Below are 13764 nucleotides of genomic sequence, written 5' to 3' on the forward strand. Positions count from 1 at the left end.
ACGGACGCAGTAAACTCACTGTCCAGTGAACAGCCAAATGGCGATGAATTGCTGGAGTGCCTCAAGGCGATTGCCTCCTTTCATCAGCATGAAGTGTCTGCCGAAGCATTGCGGGCAGGGCTTCCTCTGGAGCAAGGCAAGCTGACGCCGTCGGTATTTGGGCGTGCGGCTTCCAGGGCCGGGCTGACGGCGCGTATCGTCAAAAGTCGTCTTTCGGCACTCAATCCTGCGCTGCTACCCGCCGTACTGCTGCTCGAACCTGGGCGGGCATGCGTCTTGTTGGCCATTGACCTCAAGCAGCAAAAAGCACGCGTTCTGTTTCCTGAGTTGGCAGAGTCAGAGGTCGAGATACCGTTGGCGGAGCTTCACGCGGGTTACAGTGGCGATGCCATTTATGTGCGTCCGAAGTTTCTGACGGACAATGCTTCAGAGCCAAGCGTCAATAGCAAGAAGCGTCGCGACCAGCACTGGTTCTGGGGCGTTATCCGCGAAAATCGTCGTCTATACCGAGACATCGTGTTGGGTTCGCTGGCCATTAACTTGTTCGCGGTGGCCATGCCGCTTTTCGTGCTCAACGTGTATGACCGTGTGGTACCCAATCAGGCAACCGAGACCCTGTGGGTATTGGCTGTCGGTATTTTTATCGTCTTGTGTTTCGATTTGGCGCTGCGACTGATGCGCAGCAGCTTCGTTGATCTGGCGGCAAGCCGTGCAGATGTCAAACTCTCATCATCCATCATGGCGAAATCGCTAGGGCTGCGGCTCGAGGAACGGCCTGCGTCCACCGGCTCGTTTACCTCGACGCTTCAATCCTTCGAGTCGGTGCGGGCTTTCATTGGTTCCGCGACCATTCTAGGCATCGTCGATTTGCCGTTCGTGCTGATGTTTGCGGCGATCATTGCGCTGATCAACCCCTGGCTGGTGCTGCCGGTGTTGGTGGGCATCGTCTTCGTGCTGCTTTACGCGCTGGCTGCTCAGGGCAAGTTGCACGAGTTGTCGCAGACCACGTGGGAGGTGGGTGCACAGCGCAACTCGCTGTTGGTAGAGTCGATTTCCCAACTCGAAAACGTCAAGGCCCTGCGAGCCGAAAGCCGTATTCAGCGTCAGTGGGAGAAAGCCACGGCATTTCTGGCCAAAACCGGCAGTCAGCTGAAAATGGTCAGTACGTCGGTGTCGAACGTGGCGCAGTGGGCGCAGCACAGCATTGCGGTGTGCGTGATCATCGTCGGCGTTTACCAGATCATTCAAGGCAACCTGACCCAGGGCGGCTTGATTGCCGCTTACATGCTCTCTTCGAGGGCCATGGCACCGATTAGCCAAGCGGCTGCGCTGCTGGCTCAGTACCACCAATCTTCCACGGCGCTCGAGTCGCTCAATAATGTCATGGACAAGAAAAGCGAGCGTCATGAGGGTAAATCCTACGTCGAAAAGCCCAGCTTCGAGGGCAATATTCGTCTCGAGAAAGTCACTCTGCGTTACCCCAACGAAGAGCGCGATGCCCTGCGCGAGGTGTCGATCCACATCAAGGCGGGGGAGAAGGTGGCGCTGCTGGGGCGTATCGGCTGTGGCAAATCATCTCTCAACAAGCTGATCATGGGGTTCTATCAGCCGACGGCAGGGGCCGTGCTGGTCGACAACGTCGATATTCGCCAGCTGGATCCGCTTCACCTGCGCCGCCACATAGGGTATGTGCCGCAGGATGTCAGTCTGTTCTCGGGCTCTTTGCGCGACAACATCGTGGCCGGTGGTGGGAATGACCGCGTGGATGACGAAGCGTTGCTCAGGGCGCTGGAGCTCGCCGGGCTGGAGGCACTGGTGAATGGCCACCCTCATGGGGTGGATTTGCAGGTGGGCGAGCGTGGTCAGGCATTGTCCGGCGGGCAAAAGCAGTCGGTGGCCATTGCCCGAGCGCTGGTGCAGGATCCGCCCATTTTGCTGTTGGACGAGCCCACAAGCTCCATGGACAACGCCAGTGAAGAAGCTTTCAAAGCGAACCTGACCCAGATATCGGCAGGCAAGACCATTCTGGTGGTCACGCACCGTACATCGTTGCTGTCGCTGGTCGATCGCATCATCGTCATGGATGCGGGCAAAGTGGTGGCCGATGGCCCCCGCGATACCGTGGTGGAGGCCTTGCGCCAAGGTCAGATCGGGAGGGCTTCCTGATGGCACGCAAACCTGCTCCCACCTCCGAACAGAAAGGATTCGACGCGATTGGCCGTTTTTCCGAAAAAGGCCAAAAACCGTTTCGCCCTTTCATGGATCGACTGTTCGCCAAACGGGTCACGTCTGCGCACCTCAACCGGGATTGGGCAAGCGATACCGACTGGGCGCGTATGCAGCAAGAGCCCATTCGGGCGCGGGTGTTTCTCTACACGGTACTGCTGACCATCGTGGCGCTACTGGTGTGGTCCTACTTCGCCGCCATCGATGAAGTCACCCGTGGCACGGGCCGCGTCATTCCCGCCAGCCAGCTCCAGCGTATCCAATCCTTCGATGGCGGGGTGGTCAATCAGATCATGATTCGCGAGGGGCAGCTGGTCAGCGCTGGCGACGTGCTGATGCAGATCGACCCGACTCGCTTCGTCTCGGATTTCAGGGAAAACCGCGCCCAGCGTTTTGCGCTGGAGGCTCGTGCCGAGCGTCTCAGGGCGTTGGCCACCAACTCGCCCTTCGAGCCCTCCGAGGAGCTTCGCCAGGAAGTACCCAATATCGTCATGCAAGAGCGCGAAGTGTACGACAGCCGCCGCGAAGAACTGCGCGAACAGGAAAACGTGCTCAACGACCGTATCCGGCAGCGTCGCGAGGAGCTTCGTGAAGCGCAGGCAAGACGAGATACGGCCCAGCGCGAAGCGAACATGGCCAGCCAGGAACTGAACCTGACACGTCCTTTGCTGGCATCCGGTGCGGTATCGGAAGTAGAGGTGCTGCGTTTGCAGCGGGAAGTATCGCGTGCCACGGGCGAGCGCAGTCAGGCAGATGCCTCGGTATCACGCTTGCAAGCTGCCGTGGAAGAGGCCGAAACCCAGCTGAGGGAGCTGGGGGCCGAGCGTCGCAGCGAGTGGCGTAATGATCTGGCCCAGGCGCTGGGTGATCTGAATGCATTGCAGCAGTCAGGCACCGGTTTGCAGGATCGCGTCCGGCTCACTGAGATTCGCTCACCGGTAGACGGCATCGTGCAGCGCATCCATATCAATACGATTGGCGGTGTCGCTCAGCCGGGGCAGGAAGTCGTGGAAATCGTGCCCAGTGACGATCAGCTGCTGGTGGAAGCGCGTATTGCTCCGCAGGACATTGCCTTCCTGCACCCAGGACAACCTGCCACCATCAAGTTGACGGCTTACGACTATGCGATTTATGGCGGCCTGCAGGCGGAACTCGAGCATATCAGTGCCGACACCATTACCGATGATGAGGGTAATACTTTTTATCTGGTTCGCGTACGTAGCCTGGAAAACGAAAGCGTCGCCGAACGGCTACAGGTCATACCGGGGATGACCGCTCAGGTGGATATCGTCACCGGTAAGCGCACGGTCATGCAGTTCATGCTGAAACCTGTTTTGAGAGCGTGGCGAGATTCCATGGGGGAGCGCTGATGAAACACTGGTTCATAACAACAGAGGGCGGTTTAAAAGCGCGCTGGAAAAAAGCGTTTCCCGGCACGGCGCAACTGACCCTGGAAAGTGTGGTGCAGCGTGTCTCTGCCCATGACATCGTGTGGTTGTCCACCAGCGTCGAGGGTTGGCCAGAGCAAGTGACGCGTTTGACCAATTTGGGTGCGATAGTGGTGGTAATGAGCTACGCGCCGGATGATCGAGAAGCGTTGCATGCCCTCGATCTTGGCGCCCGTGGCTATGTACACACGCTGGCTTCATCCGAGGTGCTGCAGCAAGTTGCTGTGGTGGTCGCTAATCAAGGGGTCTGGGTAGGGCAATCGCTGCTGTCAAAAGTGCTGGGAGGCGCGTTCAAGGCGTTGCAGCAGCGTGTAGAGCCTTCACGCTATGCGCACAGCGAGTATCTTAGTCTCTTGACCGAACGAGAGCGTGGCGTTGCCTTGGCCATTGCCAGCGGGGCAACCAATAAAGAGGCGGCTCGCCAGCTGGATATCACGGAGCGCACGGTCAAGGCGCATCTCAGCGCCATTTTCAGAAAGCTGTCGGTGCGTGACCGCTTGCAACTGATCCTCAAGCTGGCCCCCACCACGGAGTACGCTCCCAATAGCGTGGATTGAAGCAGTGCTACTCTGCTGCCAATGCTGCGCGTCCAACGCCCTTGAAGAGCCCTGACATGCCGAAGGATTCAGTGCAGCCAGCCGCGATGACCTGCGCCCCTCAGAACATGGACTTTTCCAAGGCGCTAGAGGCGATGGGTCACACAGCCATACCGCTCTGGAAAAGCCGACATGCCCGCGAGGCATCGTTTGCATCGCTCCTGCTGATCTCTGCGAGTGATGGGTACTCTCGCGCGCAAGTAGCTACCTTGACGGTGGCTACCGACGAACTCGTAGCGGGCAACTGGGCAGCCGTGGTGCCTGCGTTGACACAAGCCGTGGTCAGGCTGCAGGGCAAGTTCGAGCATTCGTTGACAGGATGCCGTATCGAGTGGCCTTTTGCCGTGCGGGCATGGCACTGGGCTGCTCTCAAGCAAGAGCTTAAACGCTACAAACGCAGCTACTTTCGCAGCGGTTTGGCGTTTGAAGGCAAGCGCGAACCCAGGCTGCTGCTCAGTGAAATGGAGCTGAACGCCAATGCCTGCCTTTATGGTGGGCACCAGGTGGGCCATGCGCAAATCAATCAGGCCCATCTGGAGCGTTACTTCAAAGCCCGCCACGGCTCCAGTCAGATGCCAAGCTTTGCCGATGAGATGAGGGTGTGGAGCTTTGCGACGGCTGGGGTGTTCCTGGAATTCAGCGGTGGACAGCCGAGCCACCATACCCTGAGCACGCAGCCCCGCTGCTGGGGGCGGCGTGAAACCCCGCCGTTGACGCCAGCTTCCACCGCCGAACTGATTGCCCGCTCGACGCGCTTTCTGGGTAGGCAGGTCAAGGCGAATGGCCGCTACGTGTACGGCTACTTTCCCTGTTTCAATCGTGAGATTGATACCTATAACATACTGCGCCATGCCAGCAGCACCTACGCGCTGCTGGAGGGCTATGAAAGCTGCGTAGCTCAACGGCTGCTCGATGACGAAGCGCTAGACCAGCTGCGTGACCAGATAGGGCGCGCGCTGGAAAGTTTGTGTGCTCACGATATCCTCCAGCGTGATGGCGCGGCCTATGTGGTCGATACGGGCAACATCATCAAGCTGGGCGCCAATGCAGTGGCTATCCTGGCGTTGGTCAAGTATCGGCAGGTGATGGACGATGATCGCTATGTCGGGCTGGCCGATGCGCTGGCACTGGGGATCGTCCGCATGCAGGAAGCCGATGGCAGCTTCGTGCACGTGCTGAATGCGCCAGATTTATCACTCAAGGAAAAGTCTCGGATCATCTATTACGATGGCGAGGCAGCCTTTGCGCTGATGCGGCTATACGGCCAAACCCGCAACCCCCAGTGGCTGGCGTGTGTCGTCAAAGCCTTTGACTATTTCATCGACAACGGCCATGAGCAGGCCCACGATCACTGGCTGGCCTACTGTACCAACGAGCTGGTGATGTACCGCCCCGAGCGCCGCTATTTTGAATTTGCGGTACGCAACGTAGCAGGGTACATCGACTTCATTCGCGACCGGATCACCACTTTCCCGACATTGCTGGAACTCTCCATGGCGTTCCACAAGACACTGCTCACGCTGGAGCAGATGCCGGAGCTTGGCGATGTACTCGATGGCCTGGACATCGATGCGTTCTATCACGCACTGCATAGCCGCGCGAACTACTTGCAGAATGGATTCTTCTGGCCGGAAGTGGCCATGTTCTTCAAGGCACCGCATACCGTTCAAGATGCCTTTTTCATCCGTCATCATGGCTTCCGCGTGCGCATCGACGATGTCGAGCACTATCTCTCTGGCTTGGTGGCCTATCAGCAATTGCTTGGCCATGGTCGGCAGGCGAGTTTCAGGGTGGGCGAGGGCAAGCTGGAGGCCGAATCACTGGCATCGATGACCAAGGGGCGCTGGCATGTGATGCCGCCAATGGGCTGGCAGGCCACAGGGCTATGTTGCAAACAATCGTTTTTCGAGCCAGGACATCTCGTGGTGGCGAGAGGCAGGGCCGACACAGGCTTTTTGACGGAAGCCGCCATAAAAGCGCTGGTGGAGCAGGGAGCCTCGGCCGTCCTATGTGAACAAGCCGAGGTTTACCAAGCACTTGGGGTGCCCATTCTGCAGGTAGAGGATGTCAGGGCCGCGGTGCTCGCCATTGGGCAACATCAGCGCCGCCAGTTTCGTGGGCGAGTGGTCGGGGTCACGGGAAGCGCGGGCAAGACCACCGTGGTCGCGATGTTGGCACACGCTTTGGATGACGGCCCCGTGGGGCAGAGTCGAGGGAGTGCCAACTTGCCCATCGGGGTGGCCTGGAATCTGGCGTCCATGCCGCAAACGGCAAACTATTGGTCCGTCGAGATGGCCATTGGCTCCATGGCGGTCAATTCAGCGCTGGCGCGGCCTGACCTTGCCATCATCACCAATATTGCCGCGTCGCATCTTGTCTATCACCACTCTCTCGATGAAATTGCTCGAAAGAAAGCGCGCATCTTCAGGAGCATGGCGCCCGGTGGAGTGGCGATTCTCTATCGCGACAGTGCCCATTTCGCGTACCTCGCAGGGCAAGCACGACATTACCGCTTGACGGTGATCAGTTTTGGAGAGCATGAGGAAGCGGATGTTCGACTGCTGGAATATCAGGGGCAGGTCGGACAAGTCTGTATCGATGGCAATGCATATACCGTCGAGCTGGCCGCGGCAGGGCGCCATATGATGTTGAATGCCCTCGCCATATTGGCCGTCGTCCAGCATGACCTACTGCCTTTGTCGAAGGTCATCGAGCGGTTGCGCACTTTTCAGGCAGTCCCGGGCCGAGGTGCCGTCACTCCTCTGCACTACCAGGGGATGCACATCACTCTGCATGATGAAGCCTACAACGCCAACCCGCTTTCCATGCGTATGGCGCTGGAAGCCTTTGCTGCCTTGCCGGTCAAGGGGGAAAGTAAGCTGTTGATCATGGGCGACATGCTGGAGCTGGGCGAGGAGGCAGAAGTGCTGCACCGTGAGTTGTCGCCGTTGATTGCCGCCTTGGCCACACGGCGTGTGCTGCTATGTGGCCCGCTGAGCCAAACGCTGTTGGCGACGTTGGGCGGTGAAGAAGAGGGCGTTTATCACTACTCGGAGGTCAAGGCGCTCAAGGCGGACCTCGTGAAGCACCTGCAGCCAGGTGATCATGTGCTTGTCAAAGCGTCCCATGGCGTGGGGCTTTCCTCGCTGTTTGCACCGTCGAACCATGGGTAGGCAGGCCGTGCGGACGACCCAGCGCCGCTGGTTGACGTTCGCCGCCTTGCTGGTGAGTGCGGTTCCCGCCCTGGCACAGCCTTCTCAGGAAGCGGGTGTTTGTCATACGCTGACACGCGAACCTGCCTTGTCGATAGTGGAAGCGGTGCAGATGCCAGGTGTGTCGGGTGCGGTGACCCATTTTGCCGTACAGGCGCCCGAGCCGCCGGTCTCCAGGGATGCTCTCAGGCAGGATGATATCGCCACTCAACTAGCGGCTGCCCACGCGCTATTTCAGGAGGTGCTGGGCCTGACGCCACCGCTACAGATGCCACGTTATCGACAGGCCGAGGCGATGGTGGTGATTCTGCGAGACGATCAGGTGCGCGGCGGGCAAGCCTATGACGAAGTGGTGCGTAACCCTGGCATGCCAGGGTGCCATATTCGCATGGCGCTGGGAGGTCGCGTGGACGCCTCTGGCAATCTGACGCCTGCCCACGAGCTTTTTCATCTCTACCAAAACGCCCATATGATGTTCAAACAGGGGTGGTTACACGAAGGCTTGGCGCGCTGGTCGGAGTCGCTGTTGAGTGGCGACGTGCAGCCCGGCCCACCTTTACCCACGGATAGCCTTGCATTGGAAAGGGTCATGCAGTCCAGCTATGGTGCGGTGAGTTTTTGGCAGCGGCTATTCTATTTGCTCGACCCTCAAGGCAGTATTTCCTTGCCCAGGTCACTGATATCGCTGCGCTACCAAGATGGTAGCCACGTCGTTGAGCTTGAACGCCTGTACGGCAGCCGTTTCGTGGCGCCCCTGTTCGACGCGCTCCACCAGGCCAGTATCGCTTTGGCTCAACAGCAGCAGTGGCCCCTCTATGGGTGGGCCGAAGCCGAACAGCGCAGTACACACTACAACGACGTTATCCTGGCCGCCTTACGACACGCGATATCGACCTATACATTGCAGCCAGACCAGCCGGATGAGCTGCGAGCGTTCATGCAACTGATCGATGCCAGGTTGGAGTAATGTACCTCATGTTCGCGAATGCAGAGCAGGTGGCTCATCGTCAGCATCTGCGTGCCTTGATGGGCGCACTCTTGCAGGAAGTGATTTATCCGTTTCGCTGGCGAGTGCTCGTCATTATCGTCATGCAGATAGCGGCACAAGCGCTGCTGCTGGCCAGCTTGTTATTGCCCTGGCAACTGTTGCAGGTATTGATGACCGGTCAAAGCCGCTTGACCAATGGGCTACCGGCGCGGTTTGGCGATAATGACAAGATCGTCATGCTGTTAGCATTGGCTGTCCTCTGCTTTTGTGCCTTCGCTCTGCTTCAGTGGCTGATCAAGCGCTGCATCTCACGCTTCTTCGACACCTTACTGAAAACGCTCAACAAGACGCGCCTGGTGGCCAATCATCGCGCCTTGGGTAGGCGCGTGCTGACCATCGTGCTGGGAGCGCTATCCTCGGCCTGCATTGCGCTGCTGTTTTGCCTGGTCATTGGGTCATTACACCTTGTGCTGGGATTGCTGGCGGCGGCCTGTGTGGCGACCCTGGTGGGCATCGTGGTGCGGCATTATCGTTTCGAAAAAGTGCCCCAGATTCAGGAAAAGCTGCAAAGCAACGTGTTGACGGTGATCAATGTCAGCTTTGCGCTGGGGTTCGGCATCCTGGTCATCGATTATATTTATGGCTCGGTGCGCCCCCTGTTCACGCTGTTCATCCTGCTGATTGCCCTGCGTCAAATGATGGCTGCCAGCGTCAATGGCATCGTCAACGTGCTAGGGATCATCAAGCATTTTAAGCACATCAACATGCTGCTGCTGCCCCGTCCACGGCAAGTATTCATAGAGGAGGCCACCGATTTCCTCCAACGCTTCGAAGCAGCAAGGTTAGCTCAATGGTTGCCCGGCTGGCTTGCCGAACGTCATCATGGCGTCTTCGAGATCGTCGAATGCCGCCTGCTTCACGGGCGTACCGTTTCCCACGTGCTGCTACGTGCTCAACACGGCAGCGCGCCACCCGCTTACTGGCTGTTGAAATGCTACGTGCCCGCTCGGGAGAACGAGGCGCATCATGAAGTGGCATTGCTCGAAGAGCATCATATGACAGCCTGCGCAGTACAGCCCGAAGTGCCCAGGCTGCTCGAGCATGGTGGCTTGCTCTGGTGCCGTTACGTGGTGCTGAACGTCGGGGGCCAGCGCCCGCAGTGGCTAAATTCCGAAGAGCGCAAACCCTGGATGGCCCCACTTCGCCAGTCGCTGCTGCAACTACCGGTCTCTCAGGGGCTCGTGATGCAATATCGAGCCACCTTCGCTTCGCTGCCTGAGCGCATGAGGAGCATCGACACCGCCTGGTTTGATTACCTTACCCATGAAGACAGGGAAGCCTTTCAGGTAGCGCGTTTCAAAGAGTGCTGGCCACATATCATTGCCTTGGTCGAGAAGGTGCCTCAATGCCTGACCATCCATAATCCCGCCAGCGCGCGCCTGGCCTTGGTAGATAATAAGCAGTTGCTGCTGTTGGATTGGCATGGGTGGGCTCATGACACGCTGGGAAGCGACTGGCCTCTCTCGGCCAAGCTGGCGTCAGAGGTGCAAACGCTGCTGGCAGCCCAATGGCCAATGCTGTGCGCCTGCCCCGGGTGGGCGGAGTTACAGACCCCTGACGTGGCGGCACATCATGTTGCTCTTGCTGCCCGTGCCCATGAGTTTTGCCATCGTTGCCGAGCCAGTAACGATGCGGGTGCGCTCAACATGTTGCCAGGTATTCTGAAAGCGCAAGAGGCTCTTCTCACAGCGACGGGACACGACGTTTCGTACGCCGCCAAATAAGCCCAATTCATCCTTTTTTCTTATTGGCCACCGGTACAATAGGCAGCCCCGTTCGCTACCACTATCTTGTTTAAAATGCCGCTAATAGGCATCGCTACGTTCGTGGCGACTAGCATCGGCAACCCCTTAATCGAGCAGTGGGTGGAGAACAAGACATGGCAACGGCAACGGTTATCTCGATTTCAGGTCAAGCATGGGCGCGTGACGAAGACGGCAACCTGCGTGAACTGCGTATTGGCGACGTCATCCAGGAAGGTGAAACCCTCGTCACCTCCGCCGATGGTCGTGTAGAGCTGGATTTTGCCGATGGTACCGGCGCCAATGTGGTCGAGGGTGGCCAGGAAGTGGCCGTCACCCCTGAACTGGATGTCGATGCCATTGTCGCCACGGACGCCAGCGCTCTGGACGATGATTTGGAAGCCCTGCTTGCCGCCCTCGAAGATGAAGACGGTGACCTCCTCGATATCCTGGATGCCACAGCGGCCGGTGCTGGCGCAGGTGGCGGCGGCGGTGGCGGCAGCAGCTTCGTGCGCGTTGCCCGTATTGCCGAAGAAACCGACCCACAAAGCTTCAGCACCGAAGGCGGACTGGAAGGCGCCGAATTCGTAGAATTTGATGGTGGCGCCGCCGCTACCGCTGCTGCTGATGACACAGATGCCGATGCCGATGCGGATGCGGACGCCGATGCGGACGCCGATGCGGACGCCGATGCTGATGCCGATGCAGACGCTGATGCGGATGCCGACGCCGACGCCGATGCAGACGCTGATGCGGATGCGGATGCCGACGCTGATGCTGATGCTGATGCTGATGCTGATGCGGATGCCGACGCTGATGCCGATGCCGATGCCGATGCCGATGCCGACGCGGACGCCGATGCAGACGCTGATGCGGACGCTGACGCCGACGCCGACGCCGACGCCGATGCGGATGCCGATGCAGATGGTGATGCAGACGCCGATGCGGACGCCGATGCCGACGCCGATGCAGATGCGGACGCTGATGCGGATGCAGACGCTGATGCTGATGCTGATGCTGATGCAGATGCAGATGCAGATGCGGACGCCGATGCAGATGCCGACGCTGATGCAGACGCCGATGCCGATGCCGATGCCGATGCCGATGCTGACGCGGATGCCGACGCTGATGCGGATGCCGATGCTGACGCGGATGCAGATGCAGATGCAGATGCAGACGCAGACGCAGACGCAGACGCTGACGCCGATGCAGATGCGGACGCAGATGCGGATGCCGACGCCGACGCCGATGCGGATGCGGATGCTGACGCAGATGCGGACGCGGATGCCGATGCCGATGCGGATGCTGACGCCGACGCTGATGCGGATGCCGATGCAGACGCAGATGCAGATGCAGATGCCGATGCGGATGCCGACGCAGACGCCGATGCGGATGCCGATGCGGACGCTGACGCTGACGCCGATGCGGATGCCGACGCAGATGCCGATGCCGATGCTGACGCGGATGCAGACGCTGATGCCGACGCGGACGCGGACGCGGACGCGGATGCAGATGCTGACGCCGACGCGGATGCTGACGCAGATGCCGATGCCGACGCAGATGCGGATGCCGATGCGGATGCCGATGCCGACGCAGACGCCGATGCTGATGCGGACGCCGATGCCGATGCCGACGCTGACGCTGACGCTGACGCTGATGCGGACGCAGATGCTGACGCCGATGCGGATGCCGATGCTGACGCGGATGCAGACGCTGATGCAGACGCTGATGCAGACGCCGATGCGGATGCCGACGCGGATGCAGATGCGGACGCCGATGCGGATGCCGATGCAGACGCGGATGCAGACGCGGATGCCGATGCTGACGCAGATGCCGATGCCGACGCGGATGCCGATGCTGACGCGGATGCCGATGCTGACGCGGATGCCGATGCTGACGCAGATGCGGATGCCGACGCAGACGCGGATGCCGACGCCGATGCTGACGCCGACGCGGATGCGGACGCTGATGCTGATGCAGACGCCGATGCAGATGCGGACGCCGATGCCGACGCGGATGCCGACGCAGACGCCGATGCGGATGCCGATGCGGACGCCGATGCTGACGCCGATGCTGACGCGGATGCCGATGCCGATGCCGATGCCGATGCTGACGCGGATGCAGACGCTGATGCCGACGCGGACGCGGACGCGGATGCCGATGCCGATGCCGATGCAGATGCAGATGCCGACGCAGACGCCGATGCGGATGCAGACGCTGATGCCGATGCGGATGCCGATGCCGATGCGGATGCGGATGCGGATGCCGACGCCGACGCGGACGCGGATGCAGATGCTGACGCCGACGCGGATGCCGATGCAGACGCTGATGCCGATGCGGACGCCGACGCGGATGCGGACGCAGATGCCGACGCCGATGCGGATGCTGACGCAGATGCGGATGCGGATGCCGATGCGGATGCCGATGCGGACGCCGATGCAGATGCCGATGCGGATGCTGACGCCGATGCGGATGCGGATGCCGATGCCGATGCAGACGCAGATGCAGATGCCGATGCGGATGCCGACGCAGACGCCGATGCGGATGCCGATGCGGACGCTGACGCCGATGCGGATGCCGACGCAGATGCCGATGCCGATGCCGATGCTGACGCGGATGCCGATGCTGACGCGGATGCCGACGCGGACGCGGATGCAGATGCTGACGCCGACGCGGATGCTGACGCGGATGCCGATGCAGACGCTGATGCAGATGCAGATGCAGACGCCGACGCCGATGCCGATGCCGATGCCGACGCCGATGCGGATGCGGATGCGGACGCCGACTCAGACGCCGATGCCGATGCCGACGCGGATGCAGACGCCGATGCGGACGCAGACGCGGACACGGATGCCGACGCGGATGCAGATGCCGACGCAGACGCAGATGCCGATGCGGATGCAGACGCTGATGCCGATTCAGATGCCGATGCTGACGCCGACGCCGACGCCGACGCGGATGCTGATGCAGATGCCGACGCCGACGCCGACGCCGACGCCGACGCCGACGCAGATGCGGATGCCGATGCGGATACGGATGCGGATGCTGATGCCGATGCCGATGCCGATGCCGATGCGGATGCCGACTCAGACGCAGATGCGGATGCAGACGCTGATGCGGATGCCGATGCCGATGCGGATGCGGATGCCGACGCCGACGCAGACGCCGATGCGGACGCCGATGCTGACGCCGATGCAGATGCAGATGCAGATGCAGATGCAGATGCCGACGCCGATGCTGACGCGGACGCGGACGCAGATGCTGATGCCGACGCAGATGCAGACGCAGACGCAGACGCGGATGCAGATGCTGACTCAGATGCGGATGCTGATGCTGATGCGGATTCAGATGCCGACGCAGATTCAGATGCGGATGCTGATGCGGACGCCGATGCGGACGCTGACGCTGACGCTGACGCTGACGCGGATTCAGATGCCGACGCGGATGCGGATTCAGATGCGGATGCAGATGCGGATGCCGACGCCGACGTAG

At 60.3% G+C, this 13764-nt stretch carries 8 protein-coding genes; 7 read left to right on the forward strand and 1 reads right to left on the reverse strand.

The features are described from left to right. Positions 1-48: 48 nt before the first annotated feature. From FEU76_RS02925 to FEU76_RS02950, 6 genes are read left to right on the forward strand one after another with little or no spacing between them, the layout of a single operon-like run. Complete coding sequence (locus FEU76_RS02925) at positions 49-2166, forward strand: type I secretion system permease/ATPase (RefSeq protein ID WP_446718792.1); 2118 nt, start codon at positions 49-51, stop codon at positions 2164-2166. Next, positions 2166-3596: an HlyD family type I secretion periplasmic adaptor subunit gene (locus FEU76_RS02930; protein ID WP_039182083.1), complete on the forward strand. Its 1431-nt coding sequence runs from the start codon at positions 2166-2168 to the stop codon at positions 3594-3596. Before FEU76_RS02925 ends, FEU76_RS02930 begins: the two co-directional genes overlap by 1 nt. Further along, on the forward strand, positions 3596-4231 hold the full coding sequence (locus FEU76_RS02935) for a response regulator transcription factor (protein ID WP_144980160.1): 636 nt from the start codon (positions 3596-3598) through the stop codon (positions 4229-4231). Before FEU76_RS02930 ends, FEU76_RS02935 begins: the two co-directional genes overlap by 1 nt. 56 nt (positions 4232-4287) lie before the next feature. Beyond that, the gene (locus FEU76_RS02940; RefSeq protein ID WP_144980163.1) at positions 4288-7443 is read left to right on the forward strand and encodes a UDP-N-acetylmuramoyl-tripeptide--D-alanyl-D-alanine ligase; all 3156 of its coding nucleotides are present in this window, start codon (positions 4288-4290) and stop codon (positions 7441-7443) included. Between the two features lie 7 nt (positions 7444-7450). Next, a complete protein-coding gene (locus FEU76_RS02945; RefSeq protein WP_186299075.1) occupies positions 7451-8449 on the forward strand; it encodes a hypothetical protein in 999 nt (332 codons plus the stop codon). Between the two features lie 8 nt (positions 8450-8457). Further along, positions 8458-10254: an ABC transporter ATP-binding protein gene (locus FEU76_RS02950; RefSeq protein ID WP_260851339.1), complete on the forward strand. Its 1797-nt coding sequence runs from the start codon at positions 8458-8460 to the stop codon at positions 10252-10254. 182 nt (positions 10255-10436) lie between these two features. On the opposite strand, the gene FEU76_RS02955 is transcribed toward FEU76_RS02950, so the two are convergent. Next, complete coding sequence (locus tag FEU76_RS02955; RefSeq protein ID WP_144980169.1) at positions 10437-10820, reverse strand: hypothetical protein; 384 nt, start codon at positions 10818-10820, stop codon at positions 10437-10439. A gap of 52 nt (positions 10821-10872) precedes the next feature. Here FEU76_RS02955 and FEU76_RS18535 point away from each other — a divergent pair, with 52 nt between their 5' ends. Then, complete coding sequence (locus FEU76_RS18535) at positions 10873-13764, forward strand: hypothetical protein (RefSeq protein WP_186299076.1); 2892 nt, start codon at positions 10873-10875, stop codon at positions 13762-13764.

Origin of the sequence: Halomonas sp. C22, from assembly GCF_007655045.1 — a bacterium.
Lineage (GTDB): Bacteria > Pseudomonadota > Gammaproteobacteria > Pseudomonadales > Halomonadaceae > Vreelandella > Vreelandella hamiltonii.